18 protein-coding genes are annotated in these 15,656 nt (G+C 60.1%); 16 read left to right on the plus strand and 2 right to left on the minus strand.

All coding sequences use genetic code 11. The annotated features are described in order from the left end of the window. Positions 1 to 9: 9 nt before the first annotated feature. Positions 10 to 714 (minus strand): hypothetical protein, encoded by a 705-nt coding sequence (locus AZH53_RS02970; RefSeq protein ID WP_319642059.1) that lies wholly within the window; start codon positions 712 to 714, stop codon positions 10 to 12. A 174-nt stretch (positions 715 to 888) separates the two neighbouring features. On the opposite strand from AZH53_RS02970, the gene AZH53_RS02975 reads away from it, so the two are divergent. Genes AZH53_RS02975 through AZH53_RS03025 form a run of 11 tightly spaced genes read left to right on the plus strand, consistent with a single transcriptional unit; the run spans position 889 to position 11,212 of the window. Further along, on the plus strand, positions 889 to 1,875 hold the full coding sequence (locus AZH53_RS02975; protein ID WP_319642060.1) for a replication factor C small subunit: 987 nt from the start codon (positions 889 to 891) through the stop codon (positions 1,873 to 1,875). Continuing rightward, positions 1,876 to 4,002, plus strand: coding sequence for a minichromosome maintenance protein MCM (locus AZH53_RS02980; RefSeq protein WP_319642061.1), 2,127 nt, complete (start codon positions 1,876 to 1,878; stop codon positions 4,000 to 4,002). It begins immediately after the preceding gene. 52 nt (positions 4,003 to 4,054) lie between these two features. Further along, positions 4,055 to 4,378: a dihydroneopterin aldolase family protein gene (locus AZH53_RS02985; protein ID WP_319642062.1), complete on the plus strand. Its 324-nt coding sequence runs from the start codon at positions 4,055 to 4,057 to the stop codon at positions 4,376 to 4,378. A 1-nt stretch (position 4,379) separates the two neighbouring features. Next, positions 4,380 to 5,210 carry a TatD family hydrolase gene (locus AZH53_RS02990; protein ID WP_319642063.1) on the plus strand — a complete coding sequence of 277 codons (831 nt, stop codon included), beginning with the start codon at positions 4,380 to 4,382 and terminating at the stop codon, positions 5,208 to 5,210. A gap of 54 nt (positions 5,211 to 5,264) precedes the next feature. Continuing rightward, positions 5,265 to 5,558 carry a DUF424 domain-containing protein gene (locus AZH53_RS02995; RefSeq protein WP_319642064.1) on the plus strand — a complete coding sequence of 98 codons (294 nt, stop codon included), beginning with the start codon at positions 5,265 to 5,267 and terminating at the stop codon, positions 5,556 to 5,558. Positions 5,559 to 5,566: 8 nt separating this feature from the next. Further along, the gene (locus tag AZH53_RS03000; protein ID WP_319642065.1) at positions 5,567 to 6,613 is read left to right on the plus strand and encodes a 60S ribosomal export protein NMD3; all 1,047 of its coding nucleotides are present in this window, start codon (positions 5,567 to 5,569) and stop codon (positions 6,611 to 6,613) included. Between the two features lie 5 nt (positions 6,614 to 6,618). Further along, positions 6,619 to 7,497 carry a class I SAM-dependent methyltransferase gene (locus AZH53_RS03005; RefSeq protein WP_319642066.1) on the plus strand — a complete coding sequence of 293 codons (879 nt, stop codon included), beginning with the start codon at positions 6,619 to 6,621 and terminating at the stop codon, positions 7,495 to 7,497. Next, complete coding sequence (coaBC, locus tag AZH53_RS03010) at positions 7,494 to 8,642, plus strand: bifunctional phosphopantothenoylcysteine decarboxylase/phosphopantothenate--cysteine ligase CoaBC (protein WP_319642067.1); 1,149 nt, start codon at positions 7,494 to 7,496, stop codon at positions 8,640 to 8,642. Before AZH53_RS03005 ends, coaBC begins: the two co-directional genes overlap by 4 nt. Continuing rightward, positions 8,624 to 9,493, plus strand: a complete 870-nt coding sequence (locus AZH53_RS03015; RefSeq protein WP_319642068.1) for a GHMP family kinase ATP-binding protein — start codon at positions 8,624 to 8,626, stop codon at positions 9,491 to 9,493. The genes coaBC and AZH53_RS03015 overlap by 19 nt, the downstream gene beginning before the upstream one ends. Next, positions 9,490 to 10,221, plus strand: coding sequence for a 4-phosphopantoate--beta-alanine ligase (locus AZH53_RS03020; protein WP_319642069.1), 732 nt, complete (start codon positions 9,490 to 9,492; stop codon positions 10,219 to 10,221). Before AZH53_RS03015 ends, AZH53_RS03020 begins: the two co-directional genes overlap by 4 nt. Beyond that, positions 10,208 to 11,212, plus strand: a complete 1,005-nt coding sequence (locus tag AZH53_RS03025; RefSeq protein WP_319642070.1) for an AAA family ATPase — start codon at positions 10,208 to 10,210, stop codon at positions 11,210 to 11,212. Before AZH53_RS03020 ends, AZH53_RS03025 begins: the two co-directional genes overlap by 14 nt. On the opposite strand, the gene AZH53_RS03030 is transcribed toward AZH53_RS03025, so the two are convergent. Then, complete coding sequence (locus AZH53_RS03030) at positions 11,209 to 12,534, minus strand: AIR synthase-related protein (RefSeq protein ID WP_319642071.1); 1,326 nt, start codon at positions 12,532 to 12,534, stop codon at positions 11,209 to 11,211. The genes AZH53_RS03025 and AZH53_RS03030 overlap by 4 nt on opposite strands. A 75-nt stretch (positions 12,535 to 12,609) precedes the next feature. Between AZH53_RS03030 and thiD the strand changes: the two genes are divergently transcribed. From thiD to AZH53_RS03055, 5 genes are all read left to right on the plus strand, one after another. Then, complete coding sequence (gene thiD / locus AZH53_RS03035; RefSeq protein ID WP_319642072.1) at positions 12,610 to 13,422, plus strand: bifunctional hydroxymethylpyrimidine kinase/phosphomethylpyrimidine kinase; 813 nt, start codon at positions 12,610 to 12,612, stop codon at positions 13,420 to 13,422. An 82-nt stretch (positions 13,423 to 13,504) separates the two neighbouring features. Then, on the plus strand, positions 13,505 to 13,957 hold the full coding sequence (locus tag AZH53_RS03040) for an Lrp/AsnC family transcriptional regulator (protein WP_319642073.1): 453 nt from the start codon (positions 13,505 to 13,507) through the stop codon (positions 13,955 to 13,957). Then, positions 13,950 to 14,237 (plus strand): hypothetical protein, encoded by a 288-nt coding sequence (locus tag AZH53_RS03045; RefSeq protein WP_319642074.1) that lies wholly within the window; start codon positions 13,950 to 13,952, stop codon positions 14,235 to 14,237. Before AZH53_RS03040 ends, AZH53_RS03045 begins: the two co-directional genes overlap by 8 nt. 9 nt (positions 14,238 to 14,246) lie before the next feature. Continuing rightward, complete coding sequence (locus AZH53_RS03050; protein WP_319642075.1) at positions 14,247 to 14,678, plus strand: hypothetical protein; 432 nt, start codon at positions 14,247 to 14,249, stop codon at positions 14,676 to 14,678. Between the two features lie 327 nt (positions 14,679 to 15,005). Then, positions 15,006 to 15,422 (plus strand): type IV pilin N-terminal domain-containing protein, encoded by a 417-nt coding sequence (locus AZH53_RS03055; protein WP_319642076.1) that lies wholly within the window; start codon positions 15,006 to 15,008, stop codon positions 15,420 to 15,422. The last annotated feature ends 234 nt before the right edge of the window (positions 15,423 to 15,656 follow it).

The raw sequence follows: 15,656 nt of genomic DNA on the forward strand, positions 1-15,656 counted from the left end.
GGGAGGGCATCAGAGGGCACGGAGTCGTCCGGGCTGTGGGCAGTAACAGTCGCCTTCTTCTCTCAGGTAGGTGATGCAGGACTTCGCATCGGCAGAGGAGATTCCTTTCGTTGCGAGGATGCCGATCACTTCGCCCTCGTCCGCTCCTGTCCGGTCGGCACTGAGGAACCCAATGGCATCGAGCACGGCATCGATGTGATCCTGGGGAGGTGCCGGAGGGGCCTCCGTGATGTCGACGGCGCAGAGCGCCCGGTCTATGGCGGCGGCGAGGATGCTGATGGTATCCGGGTCACAGGCGTGTCCGTCTTCCATGACCGCAACCGCACGCCGTGCGGCACTGATGATCCAGCGGTCCCGTGCGTGGCGGGGGACTTCCTGCATCCATTCGATTGCAAGCGAAGGCCCGCCCTCTTCAGCACCCGTCCGCGGCTGCACCGTCGCGGCACAGGAGACGAAGCACGGAACGGAGAGCTCCTCTATCCGGGCATTGAGTTCCTTCGCGGAGGGAGACGTAGAGCCGGAACACGCACTGGTCGGATCGGCAATCCTGAGCTGCAGTCCTCCGGATGCTGTTCTGCTCCGTTCGATCAGGGCCGCACAGAAGAAGACGCGGGTACAGGGGGTGCCGGATGCCGACCGCCATACTCCCGGAGCGGTCCGGTCGCGGGCTCCGTCTGCCAAATCCCTGATGAAGATTAGTTGATAGGACTGCATGCATCTCCCTTTTATACCAATATATCTGACGGAGAGAGAAATAGCTACTTGCATCGTTCCATCCCATCCGTCGGCGGATGGAATCAGTCGGGAACGATTGGTTGATATGATTCCGGCACAGAGTTTACATACAATACCGTCAGGCAGCTGTCCTGTTTCTCCGGGGTGAACGTATTGGAATCTGGAAATACCATATGGATTGAGAAATACCGGCCGATGGTGCTGGATGATATCGTTGGGCAGGACGAGATAGTCGAGAGACTCAAATCGTATGTGAAGTCCGGAAACCTGCCGCATCTGCTCTTTACGGGAACAGCGGGGATTGGAAAGACGACCTCTGCCGTCGCGCTCGCCCGCGAATTCTTCGGCGATACCTGGCAGATGAATTTCCGGGAACTCAATGCATCGGATGAGCGGGGAATCGATGTCGTCCGGAACCAGATCAAACAGTTCGCCCGGACCGCACCGCTCGGTGGTGCCGAATTCAAGATCCTCTTTCTCGATGAGGCCGATGCACTCACCTCGGACGCTCAGGCTGCCCTGAGGAGAACGATGGAGAATTTTGCACAGAACTGCCGGTTCATTCTCTCCTGCAACTATTCCTCGAAGATCATCGATCCGATCCAGAGCCGGTGTGCCATTTACCGGTTCCGCCCGCTGGACCGTGCGGCCATCTCGTCCGAACTGCAACGCATTGCGGGTCGCGAGGGGCTCTCCATCACCGAGGAGGCGATCGACGCCATCGTGTACGTTTCGCTCGGCGATATGCGAAAGGCCATCAATGCCATTCAGGGCGCCGCCATCATCAGCGAGGAGATCACGGAGGACATGATCTACGAGATCACCTCGACGGCACGTCCGGACGAGATCGATGATCTCCTGGCAACCGCCCTCGAGGGGGATTATGAAGGGGCGGAGTCGATCACCAATGATCTTCTCTATTCCCGCGGGATCGCCCCGAATGAACTGATCAACCAGCTCTATCGTGCCGTTATCCGGAAGAACTTCGACCGGCAGCTGAAGGTGGAGATCATCTCGTACCTCGGCGAGGCGGACTTCCGGCTGAGCGAGGGGGCGTCGGCGGAGATCCAGATCGAGGCCCTGATTGCAAACATCGTCCTTACGGCAGAGCGGTACCGGGATCAGGCGGGTGAGAAGTAGGTGGGGGAGGATCTCGACGGAGTCGATTTCACCGACAGGGCGTCCGACTGGAACAAATTTTTGAAGAAGCATTACCGGAGGGAACTGGGGGAGATTGCAAGCCAGTATCCACACCTCCGGTCACTGGAGATCGATTACCGCGTGCTCCAGAAATCAGGGAGAACCGGTCTCGAGATCGCAGACGAACTGCTCAAATCACCTGGAAAGGTGATCGGCGATGTCCGGGACGCCATCAGGAACAACAACCTGATCTTCACGAAGGACGAGGAGGAGAAGGTCGCGGACGTCAACATCCGGTTCGTCAATCTCCCAAAAAAACTCCCCGTCCGCGATATCCGTTCTCATCACATCAACACCTTCGTCTCGGTCGAGGGCATTCTGCGCAAGACCACCGAGGTCCGTCCCCGCCTGACGAGCGCGGTCTTCCGCTGCCTTCAGTGCGGAACGCTCACCCCCCCGTACCAGCAGGAATATTCGCGATTTCAGGAGCCGTACCGCCCGTGCAGCCAGTGCGAACGGCAGACGAAGATGGACCTTGTTCCCGCGCTCTCCAAGTTCGTTGATGCACAGAAGGTCAGGATACAGGAATCCCCGGAAGGGCTGCGGGGCGGGGAACAGCCCCAGACCCTCGATGTCGATGTGGTCGACGACCTGACCGGGACGGTGGCGCCGGGCGACCGCGTGATCATCAACGGCATTCTCCGCTCGGTGCAGCGTGTCTCCTACGGGCAGAAGAGCACCCTCTTCGATGTGTACCTCGAGGCAAATTCGATAGAGGTCTCGGAAAAGGAGTTCGAGGAGGTCAATATCTCCGAGGAGGACGAGGCGGCGATCATGGAACTCTCGCAGGACCCCGAGCTCTATACCAAGGTGTCCCGGTCCATCGCACCGTCGATTTACGGTATGACGCAGGTCAAGGAGGCCATCTCGCTCATCCTCTTCGGCGGCATTGCAAAGGAGCTTCCCGACGGAAGCCACCTCCGCGGGGATATCCACATGCTCCTCGTCGGAGACCCCGGTATCGCCAAGTCGCAGATGCTCAGGTATGTGATCCAGCTGGCACCCCGCGGCATCTACACGAGCGGCAAATCGTCCACCTCCGCGGGTCTGACCGCAACCGCCGTGAAGGACGAGTTCGGTGACGGGAGATGGACGCTTGAGGCCGGTGCGCTGGTCCTGGCGGACATGGGTATCGCTGCGGTGGATGAGATGGACAAGATGGCCAAGGAGGATCGCAGTGCGCTGCACGAGGCGATGGAACAGCAGTCCATCTCGATTGCAAAGGCGGGCATCACGGCGACCCTGCGGTCGCGCTGCGCCCTTCTCGGGGCGGCGAACCCGAAGATGGGTCGCTTCGACGAGTACGCGCCGATAGCCGAGCAGATCAACATGCCGCCGTCGCTCCTTTCCCGTTTCGACCTGATCTTCATCATGGAGGACAAGCCGGACGCGATGATCGACCGTGCGATCAGCAACCACATCCTCAAGTCGCACAGCGTCGGAGAACTGATCGAGCATACCAGGAAGTCTCCCATCGAGGGGGTCGACGAGGAGTACATCCGCCGCCAGCTCGAACCGGTGACACCGGATATCGATGCGCTGCTCTTCCGGAAGTACATCGCGTATGCGAAGAGGAACTGCTTCCCCATCATGAGCGATGATGCGCGGGACACCCTGACCGACTACTATCTCAATCTCCGTAATATGGCGGACGAGAACAAACCGGTCCCGGTGACCGCACGTCAGCTCGAGGCACTCGTCCGCCTTGCCGAGGCAAGCGCCCGGATACGCCTCTCGGATTCGGTCGACCTTTCGGATGCCCAGCGGGTGATTACAATCATCGACAACTGCCTGAAGAAGGTGGCCTACGACCCCGAGAGCGGGACCTATGATATCGATCGTCTGGTCACCAGCTACTCCAAGCACAGCCGTGACCTGATCCGTGAGATAAAAGAGGTCGTCCGCGAGCTTGCCGACCAGAACGGACGGGCGCAGATGAATGATGTGGTGAACGAACTCGTCAAAAACGGGCACAACCGCGATGACATCCTCAAGCGCATCGACGAGATGAACCGTGACGGGCAGTTGATGCAGCCCCGGCACGGGATACTGAAACTGCTCTCCTGATGCCCGGCGTACTCACCGCTGGCTTCATCTTTTTTTACGGCAAATATCAATCATGAATCCTGATAAAATTCAGGCAGCATTTGAAGCCGGAATAAAACTCGGCGCCCTGTACCACCAGTGGGTGGGGACGCCCATCTCCCCCGCCACCGCCACCTCGGTCGAGACGGCGATAGAAAAGGCGGTCGGCCTCCAGCCGTACGTGACCGGGATTACGGTGCATATCGCAACGGAGATGATGGAGCTCAATCCCTTCGGCTACAGCGAACTTGCGGGCAGGATGCTCGATGTGATCATCACGACCGACGTGCGCGGGGAGACCTGCCGCGCCGCACTCCGGTTCGACGGGCAGTATCCTCTCATGAAGATCCTCGACTGACATGCAGGCGTTTTCATTTCCGGTCACCGACAACCATATCCATATCGACCCGGCGGGCGGCCGCGGGGCGGAGGCGGTGAAGGACTTCCGGCGGGCGGGCGGCACCCACATGATGCTCGTGACCAAACCGTCGTGGTCGCTCGGGGTCCATCCGGTCAAAGGCGAGGACTTCCGGGAGGTATTCGACATGACGCTCGCCGTCGCGGAGATGTGCCGGGAGAACGGGGTTGTTGCGTTTCCCGTTCTCGGGGTGCACCCTGCGGAGATCGGCATCCTCACCCGGCGCATGCCTCTCGAGGCAGCGGCGGCGATCATGAAGGACGGGCTCTCCCTCGCCGGCGAGTATGTCGCCGCAGGGAAGGCCGTCGCCATCAAGAGCGGGCGGCCGCACTATCCGGTGGAGGAGGAGGTGTGGGAGGTCTCCAACGATGTCCTCCGCCACGCCCTCGAAGTGGCGGCGGATACGGGCTGTGCCGTCCAGATCCACTCAGAGAGCGGGCCGTGCAGCGATGTTGTCGCGATGGCGGAGCGGGCCGGCCTGCCGGTGGAGCGGGTCGTCAAGCACTTTGCCGTCCCCGACACCCCGCTCACCCCGTCACTCGTCGCCAAACACGAGGCGATTCCTGCCCTCATCGCGGAGGGACGGCGGTTCATGATGGAGAGCGATTATATGGATGACAACTCGCGGCCGGGTGCGGTGGTGGGGCCCAAGTCGGTTCCCCGGTTTACCCGCCGGATGTACGAGAGCGGCGTGATGAGCGAAGATGCGGCGTGGCGCATCCACGGCGAGACGCCGTCGCGCGTCTATGGCATTGATATCTCCCTGCCCTGACGGACAGGGCGCTACCTGTTCTTTTTTACCCATCCTCGCCGATGAGTACATGCAATGTACCTGAAAATACACCGCATACAGGGAAAGGGCGAGATCGTTGCCGTATGTGACAGGGAACTTCTGAACAGGACATTATGTCACGGTGACATCACCATCCATGTGAGCGAAAAATTCTATGGGACCGAAGAGGCGGGAGAGGCAGAGGTCGCCCTCGCCCTGAAGAACGCGGGAAACATTAACCTTATTGGGAACAAGGCCGTTAGTGTTGCGATAGAGTGCGGCATCCTGCCCGAAGGGGCATATATACTCATAGACGGGATTCCGCACGCCCAGATATACCAGGCCTGATACGAACCATGAATATTCAGGAAAATTTCTGCCCGAAATGTGGCGGACCGACGACAAACGAGGGGATCTGCGACAAGTGCCTTGCGGAGAGCATCGACTGGATCGTTGCCGAGCAGCGCGTCGTCTGCACCTTCTGCCCGACCTGCGGGTCGATGAAACAGGGGAATACGTGGTCAGATGCCACCCCGAACCGGGAACTCCTCGCCGAAGAGCTTGCCCTCGGTGCGCTGAAGGTGCACCCGGATGTCGAGAACCTCCATTTTACCGTGGAGACCTACGAACCGAGCCCGAACCGGACGAAATGCATCATCCATGCGGAAGGGACGCTCTACGGCATTCCCGTACAGGAAACCCGCGAAGTCCTCGTCGTATGGAAAAAAGAGCAGTGCGACCGGTGCAGCCGCCTCTCCGGCGGGTATTACGAGGGCGTCATCCAGGTCCGGGCGACCGACCGCACGCCGGATATCCACGAACGCAGCCGGGTCGAATCGATCGCCTACAGCGTCGAGGACGGCCTGCAGGAATCGGGAGAGCGCCTCTCCTTTATCTCCCGCATCGATGACATCAAGGACGGCGTGGATGTCGTGATCTCGAGCCACCACATCGGCGATCTGATCACGAAACAGATCACAAACGAACTCGGGGGAAAGACGACCCGCCATCCCAAACTGATCGGCGAACGGGAAGGCAAGAAACTCTACCGCATCACCTATCTTGTCCGGTTGCCCCGCTACCGGCGCGGTGATGTGATCGAGATCAAAAACAAGTACTATGAGGTGCGGTCGGTGGAGTCGGGGACGATCAAGGTCTTCGACCTGCAGGAGGGGATCATGAACGTCGTCCGCGAGGATGATTCCTATCGTATCATCGGCAATGTGCGGGATGCCGAGTATGCAGCCGTCTCCTTCATCGACGGAGATATGGCCGGCATCCTTGATCCGAAGACCTTTATGCCCATCACCATTCCCGCCTACCCGTGGCTGCACCTGAGCGAGGGGATGGACGTTAGGGTCATGGAAGACCGCGAGAATGAACGCATCTTTCCGGTCGGGTAACCCCCATGAGAGTCCGGGTCGTCCCGCTGGAACGGCTCTCCCCGGTCATGGGCGAGGCGTGGGTGGATACGGGCCGCCGCCCGTTTGTCCGTGACGGCGTGGCATTCGTGCCGGTGGCAGACGGCTACCCCTGTGACGAGGAGATCCACGAACGGAGGAAGTACCGTGGGAGGGGGTACCAGATGGTGGGGGATATCGCCCTCATCCACGGACGGGCGCCGACCGCGGAGGAGACGGAGGAGATCCGTGCGTGGGCCCGTCCCTCAGCTATTTTGCATATTCGGGGCTATGACGGGGTCATGCGGCGACCGGAGGTGACTGTTCTCTGTGGCGCATCCCATGACGTCGTCCACCATGAAGCGGGTATCATTTACCGGCTGGACCCGGCGAAAGTGATGTTTTCGATGGGCAACCGTGAGGAGAAGATGCGGCTGGAGGCGGCAGTCCGTGCGTCCGGCCGGGAGGAACGCTGCGCCGATATGTTCGCGGGGATTGGATATTTCACCCTTCCTGCGGGGAGGGCCGGTGCACGGGTGCACGCGATGGAGATCAACCCGGCGTCCCATGCATATCTCAAGGAGAATATCCGGGAAAACTCCCTCACGGGCCGCGTACGTGCCGAATGCGGCGATTGCCGCGACCTCCTTGCCGGGGTGTATGACCGGGTGCTCATGGGCCATTTTGACGCGGCGCATTTTCTCCCCGATGCCCTTGCGCATGTCCGTTCCGGGAGCGTCCTTCATGTGCACAGTATCGGCGATATCTCCGGTGCCATTGCGGATGCCTGCCGGGAATGCGGCATGGAGGCAGAGATATCTGTGAGAAATGTGAAAAAATATGCACCGGGAAGATGGCATATGGTACAGGATGTGGTGATTCAATGAGCGGGACCGGGTCGGTTCTGGACGGAAAGGAGATCATTCTGGGCATCACCGGGAGCGTGGCGGCGGTCGATGATGTCCGGCTCGCCCATGCCCTGCGCAGGCGTGGTGCACGGGTGCGGGCGGTCATGACCGATGCCGCACGGGGGATTGTCCACCCCGATGCCATCACGTACGCGACGGGAGAGGAGACGATCACCCGGTGTTCCGGTATGGTGGAGCACGTGACCTGTTGCGGCGACGGCGGGTCGGCGGACCTTCTCCTGATTGCGCCTGCGACCGCGAACACCCTCTGCAAGATTGCCCACGGCATCGATGACACCCCCGTGACCACCTTTGCGACGACGGCGCTGGGGAGCGGCATGCCGGTCGTCATCGTTCCCGCGATGCACGAGAGCATGTACCGTCATCCGGGCGTCGTCACGTGTCTCTCCATTCTTGAGGAATGGGGGGTAAGGGTCGTCGAACCGAGAATCGAGGAAGGGAAGGCAAAGATCGCCGACATCCGCGACATCGTCATCGAGGCGGAACGGGCGGTGTCGGGAAAACCGCTGGAGGGGAAGCGGGTCCTCATCACCTCCGGTGCGTGCAGGGAGGAGGTCGATGACGTGCGGATTCTCACGACCCGGTCGAGCGGCCGGATGGGGGAGGAACTGGCACTGCAGGCATATCGCCTTGGTGCCGATGTGACGGTCGTCCACAACGGGACCATTCCCTGCATCCGCAATGTTCACATCGAGTCCGCCGGGGACATGCGGGAGGCCGTCCACCGCATCTGCCGCGAGGCCCCGGTCGACTACTATATCAGTGCGGCGGCGATCTCGGACTTCGTCCCCCGCCGGCATGAGGGGAAGATCCTCTCCGGGGAGACGGTGATCCTCGAACTCGTTCCCCAGCCGAAGATCATCCGGGAGGTGCTCGAGGCTGAGTACCGCCCGAAACATGTCATCGCCTTCAAGCTCGGATGGGACAGCGAAACCGCCGCCGGTGCCCTCCTCGACGAGGGGGTGGACCTGGTGGCGGCCAACACGCCCGATACCCTCGGTGCACCGTCCGGCAGGTATGTCCTCCTCGGCAGGGAGGAGCGCCGGGAGATTGAAGGGACGAAGGAAACCGTCGCAGCAGGAATATGGGACGCACTGCTGTAGCCTTCTCTCCGGGCCACATCTCGGGGACGTTCCACCGGATGATAGGGCCGACGTATGCCGAAACAGGGAGCATCGGCACCGGTATCGTCATCGATGCCGGTGTCACCGCAGAGGTGCGGGCCGCGGAGCGGACGTCGGTTACCATTCACGAACCACGCCGGGACGGGGGTGAGGGACGGCAGACCCGCACCGGGTCGCCGCCCATCGAGTACGCCCTTGCGCGGATGGGTGTTGCCGCCGAGGTCATCACCACGTCCTCCCTTCCTTCGGGGTCGGGGTTCGGCCTCTCTGCGGCGGCACTTCTCTCCTCTCTTACCGCGGCGGATGCCCTCTTCTCCCTCGGGATGGGACGGGAAGGGATCGTCGCCCTCGCCCATGAATCGGAGATCGTCCATGCCTCCGGCCTCGGCGATGTCGTCGCCTGCGCGGGCGGGGGGCTCGTCTGCCGGAGGACACCGGGGCTTGCCGGGGATATCGAACGGATAACAGGCCTTCGCGATCGCATCGTCACCGTGCACTTCGGTCCCCTGACGACCGCGGACGTCCTGTCGGCGCCGGATGTCATGGGGCGCATCGGCCGGGCGTTTCAGCCCGGATGCCCGTCGGATCTGAAGGAATTCTTCATCAGGGCACTCACATTCGCCCGCGAGACGGGTCTCGTGACGACCGAGGTGGCCGCGGTGCTTGCCGCATGCGAGGCGGCAGGCATTCCCGCGAGCATGACGATGCTCGGCAACGGGGTCTTTGCCACCGGTGATTATGCGGAGGAGATTTTATCGGAATTCGGCAGGGTACATTCTATGGGAATAGCGGGCAACGGATTTTGCCTGAAAGGAGTGTGGAATGAATGATACCTGAGGATCACCCGCGATATGCCTCGCTGGTTGCACGGGAACGAATCGCGGACGCCGTGAAGGCGGGCATCGTCGTCATCGAAGGCGCCAGTGCCCACGGGCGCGGCGAGGCGTTTGATTATCTGCTGGGCGAGACGACGACACCGTCCGCCGCCGGGGCCGAACGGACGGCGGCGGCCTTTTTCATGAAGGCGGCACATCCGGTGATATCGGTCAACGGAAATACCGCGGCCCTTGCCGCGGAAGCGATAGGCGAGCTGGCACGGGCAACCGGGGCGCTCGTCGAGGTGAACCTCTTCCACCGGACGGAGACGCGGATGGCGGCAATCACCCGGCATCTGGCGGCGCACGGCGTTGAGGTATTGCAAGGGGAGGCCGAACGGCTTCTGCCGCTGTCGCATGACCGGGCGCTCTGCCTGCGGGAGGGGATCTATGCGTCCGATGTCATCCTCGTCCCATTGGAGGACGGTGACCGGTGCGAGGCGCTGGTCGCGATGGGAAAGACCGTCATCACCATCGATCTCAATCCGCTCTCGCGGACCGCCCGGACCGCGACCGTGACCATTGTGGACGAACTGACCCGTGCACTGCCGAATATCGCCGCGGCACGCCGGGAGATGACCATGGAGGAGGCGGACAGGCTCGTCCGCGACCATGACAATACCCGCCTCCTTGCAGAGGCGATGGCAACGATGCAGGAGACACTCTCGCATGCTCTGGATTGAGAAATACCGGCCAAAAACGTTTGAAAATATTCTCGGACAGGAGAAGGTCGTCTCTCACCTCGAGGGCTTCGGTGAGCGGGGAATGGTCCCGCATCTCCTGATGACCGGACCGCACGGGACGGGAAAGAGCTGTGCGGTCGAGTGCCTCGCACGGAGCCTCTACGGGGACTTCTGGCGGGAGAATCTCTCCGTCATCTCCACCGGCGCCCTCTTCAGGAGCGGGAAGGCCTATCTGGAGGAGGAGGAAAAGTTCGCGCACCTCTACCGGAAGGATTTGAGCGTCATCAACAACTTCAAGCGTATTGTCAAGTGGTATGCCTCGATGAAGCCCCTGAATGCGGAGTTCAAGCTCATCGTCTTTGATGAAGCCGATGCCCTGACCTTCGAGGCGCAGCAGGCACTGCGCCGGATCATGGAGCAGTTCTCCGATACCTGCCGGTTCATTTTCCTCGCACGGACCCAGAGCGCCATCATCCCCGCCATCAGTTCACGGACGCTGCTCCTCTTCTTCGGCCCCCTGCCGGAGGAGATCATCACCCGCCACCTGACCGCCATCGGCCGGGCCGAGTCGGGGATTTCGACGACGGTCGATGCGGGGGAGATCGAGCTCATCGCGGCATCGGTGCGGGGCGACATGCGCTCGGCCGTGATGTACCTCCAGATGGCGATGGACCCTGCCATTACCGATACGATTGAGACATTCTCCGAGTCGGAGACGAAGAATATCACCAAGACGCTCTTTGCCGCACTGAGAAACGGGGATTTTGACGGCGCAAAGAAGATCGGCGAGATCCTGATGCTGGAGTACGGGCTCTCCGGCCGCGAGGTACTGGGTGAACTGCGCATTGTGCGCAAGCGTGAGTTCAATCACCCGGCACTCACGCGTGCCATCGCCGATGCCGATGAAAAAATGGGGGATGCGGGCAACGAGTTCGTGCAGCTCAACGCCCTCTTCGCCCGGATTATTGCAGAGTATCCCCGGCTGGTCTAGCGGGAGAGATACTCTTTTATTATTCGTTCCTTCTTTTCGACGGCCGCGTCGGCGGCACGTTCGACGCATGCCTTCATCTCGTCGAAGTCACGTTCGTGGGTGTCGACCACTTTTTTGACCGGGGTGTAGGCGGACTCGCGGAACTTCGGGAGGAAGTCCTGCATCTCACCGTCCACGATGAGCTTTGAGTCCGACGGCCCTTCGGTGACGTAGCCGATCTCCTTCATGACGACGCCTGCGGAGGCGACGACGCGGGTGATCTCCGCTGCCGCCTCCGGCGGGGCGACGACGAGGAGGGCGTCGAGGGAGACGCCGAGGTGGTCGATCTTGAGGACGTCGAGCATGTCCCGGACGGCGGGGTTGATGAGGGAGCGCAGCGGCGCCTCGTCGACGACGATACGGCAGCCTGCGGTCTCTGCCATCTCGTACACGTCGCCGCGCAGCCCGCCGTTCGTCACGTCCGTCATGGAGTGGATCTCGGTGAGGACCTCGGCATCAAGGAGCGCCTCGCTTGCCCGGAGGAAGTGGAGGTTGATCGTCTCCTCGACGACCTCGGGGAAGCCGGAGTAGAGGCCCGCCGTTGCGATCGTGCCGCCGCCCGCGCCCTCGGTCATCAGGAGGACGTCGCCGGGGGCGGTCGATTTGCGGGCGGTGAGGTGGTCGGCGACGCCGACGGCGCCGACGCAGCCGGTCATGCGGCTGCCGAGCACCATGTCGCCCCCTATGCGAAGCGTCGAACCGGTGACGAGCGGGACTGCCATCGCCTCGCTGACGGCGGCGATGCCTGCGGTGTAGTCGAAGATCTTTGCCACATCGCCGTCGTCGGCGACGTGGATGTCGGAGAGGAGGGCGACCGGCCGGGCCCCCATCACGTAGACGTCACGCAGGGTCGCCCTCGTTACGTGGAATCCCGCGAGGAAGGGGAAGTCGGAGAGGCGGGAGTGCATCCCGTCCACGGTGGTGATGATGTACCTGCCGCCCGCCTCGACGGCACCTGCGTCGTCCATCTCGTCGACGCCGACCGATGTTCCGGTGGATTTGATGATCTTCGGGAACTGGCGGTGGGCAAAGAAGTCGCCCGCGCCGCGGGAGCCGACCCCGAACTCCCCCATCGAAACCCCTGAAGGTTCGAAGGCAAAGAGGTCTCCGGTAAGGCCGGTGGTATTTTTCACCTCGGTGATGACGGCCTCTGCGAGCTCCAGCGCATATTCGGGTGAGACGCGGGGTTTTTTGGAGCATATCTGTGCCTGCAGCCGCCGGGCGCATTCATCGTCGGAAGTCCCGCCGGCAAGGCAGTGGCGGGTCATCTCCTCAATATCCATGTGCATATGTTGCCCCCGGAGTTTTATAAAGGAGGCAGAAAATCCCATCATCCATCGGCGCGTATACTCCCCCATATGGTGGATGCATACTATACCTGCGCATGCACGATCGCAGGGTCGGATTCCGGGGGCGGGGCTGGTATTCAGGCGGACCTGAAGACCTTTGCCGCGCTCGGGGTATGGGGGTGCAGTGTTCTGACCGCGATCACCGCCCAGAACACGATGGAGGTGACGGCAAGCCTCCCCGTGCCGACCGGGATGATCCGTTCCCAGATGGAGGCGGTCTTTGCGGACTTTCCGGTTGCGGCCTGCAAGACCGGGATGCTTGCGACGGCGGAGTGCGTCGCGGCGGTCGCCGATACCTTTCCGTCGCCTGAGGTGCAGCTGGTCGTCGACCCGGTGATGGTCGCAACGTCCGGGACGCCGCTTCTCGATGCCGCCGGGGAACAGGCGCTCGTGGAGCTGCTCCTGCCGCGTGCCGCCCTCGTCACCCCGAATATCGCCGAGGCGTGCCTTCTTACCGGCCGGAGCGCGATTACGACGAAGCGGACGATGGAAGAGGCGGCTGAGGAACTCCTTGCCACCGGAGCAGGAGCGGTGCTCCTGAAGGGCGGGCACATGAAGGGAAAGACGGTCATGGACGTCCTCCTGGCGGACGGGGAATTTTCGGTCCTCAAAGGGAAGCGCTATCCCTATGAGGTGCACGGGTCCGGGTGCTGCCTCTCGGCTGCCATCACCGCCCGTCTTGCCATGGGTGAAACGGTCCCGGAGGCCTGTGCAGGGGCGAAGACGTTCATTGATTCTGCGATACAAAACGCCGTCCCGTCCCTGTCCGGGCGGCGGTCGGTCAACCCTTCCTTTCGCGACATCCGGGTGGGCGGGAAATAATCTTCACTATCTCTTGTTTTTTGGAAAATATCATTAAAGATTATATAGTTATACGAAAAATACTCAGCCATAGGTGGATAAGGTGGATGAGATCGACAGCGCCATTCTCCGGGAGCTTGCCCGGGACGGTAGAATATCGATGGCGGAATTGGGGAAGATACTTGATGTGGCGCCGTCGACGGTGTTCAAGCGCATCGAGAAACTGAAGCGGTCGAACGTGATCGAGGGGTTTACGATTGCGATCAACCCCGACTACTTTGCCGAGAGCCTGATCTCGTTTCTCACCATCACCGTCGCCCCGCACGACAAGGAGCGGGTGGCGGCGTTTCTTGCGAACCACGAGTGCGTGCTGGAGGTGTATGAGACCCTCGAGCCGTCCGACTTCATCGCAAAGGTGGTGGTCCCCTCCATCACGGACATGAAGAACGAGGTTCTCGTGCCGCTCTCCGCGTTCGAGGGGGTCAGGGAGATCAAGCCCTTCATCACCGTCAAACGCATCAAGGAACAGAACGGGAGTGTTCGTCTCTATGATTGAATCGCAGTTTATCATCATCCAGCAGATTCTGGCCCTCGTCACCCTCATACTCGGGGGGGCGCTCATCATATTCATCTATGATGCCTACAAGCTCATCCGGCAGCCGAGCCTCCTCTTCTTTACGCTCGGCATGTTCATCCTCGTCATCGGTATCGTCGTCCCGGACATCGCCGTGATCGCAAAGGTCTCCGTGGAGATGCTCTATTGGGGAGAAGTGTTCTCACGAATTCTTGCGATCATCGGCATCGGCGTCATGAACTATGCCGTTCTGCGTGGGTGAAGGACAGCAATGAAAGGACAGTTTTCCCGGGACTGGAGCCTCCTCAAGATGGCACGGAACTGGGAACCCCGTGACATCGGCTCCGCCGTGATGGAGCGCCTCGTGACCCACGGGTCTGCGGAGATCCGTGAGGCGATCCTTGCGCAGGTGGAGACCCTCGGGGCGGAGGACGGGATACGGTATCTCGGGCGGATGCCGGAGTTCATGCGGGGGCCGGATATTCTCGAGAGCATCTTTCTTATCACCAACATCGAGTGCGAACGGAGGACGGAGGGGGAGACCCAGTACCTCTTCGTCAGCCCCTCCTGCGGGAGCATGTTCACGCACCAGGAATGCAACAAGGACATCGCCGCCGCCTACCTGAAGGGGTTCATCGGCTCAATCGTTCCCGGTATTCCGGTTTTTATCGAGGATGGCCTTCTGGTCGTGGTCCTTTCCTGAATGGTTTCCGATGCGGCACGAAATGTGCATGAAAAACCGAAATTATTTATATTTTTTTCTTATCGACCGCTATCTTTATGCGATAGTGCCATTCAAAGCAGAACGGGTGCGGTCGGCCGAAAGGAAATAATATTTCGGAATGCACGAATATCAGAAATAAAAACTCCACAATACAGCAGTTAACGAAGTATTCTTAAGCATTCAAAATATCAAGAGATATCCTTATATACGTGGAAATAATATTTCTAATCGTCAAATGTATTGACATGCATTACTGCGTGCGCCTAACAGTGGGTGCAGGCACGCGTGTGAAGAGGTGAATGAAACATGAAGTTCATGAACGATGAAGAGGCAGTATCACCGGTCATCGGTGTTATCCTCATGGTGGCCATCACGGTCATTCTCGCTGCAGTCATTGCAGTGTTTGTCTTCGGCATGGCTGGGGATGTACAGACGACGAAGGTTGTTACGGTTACTGCGAAGCAGGTTGGCGAGGATGTCCAGGTGACCTTCCAGGGCGGCTCGGATGCAGGTGAAGTTACCGACCTTGAAGTTACGGTTTACAAAGATAATCAGGACGATGCCTCTAATGTTACGGGACCAATTGCTTTTGATCTCCCATTAGAGGTTGGATCAACAATGATGGTTGGGGCTGCCTCAGCTGGTGATGATATGGACCGTGTCCTTGTCGTAGCCACATTCAGTGACGGAACCACCCAGGTTATCTACGACAACAACGTCTGATCACCTGAAAACAATCTTTTTTTCTTATTTCAATCGGTTATCATTTTCGTGCTGCACAATCTGCTGTTCATTGAAGTCTTTTTGGCATTCTGTAATGCTAATCAATGAATTATTGAAAATTGTGGATAATTAGAAAAATTAATTCATATATGTCAATATTGGCAACAATCCATTATTTCTGAATATAATTGTTATATATTAATATGATGTACTGCATGGCATACACATATATAC

This window comes from Methanovulcanius yangii (assembly GCF_018687785.1).
Lineage (GTDB): Archaea > Halobacteriota > Methanomicrobia > Methanomicrobiales > Methanomicrobiaceae > Methanovulcanius > Methanovulcanius yangii.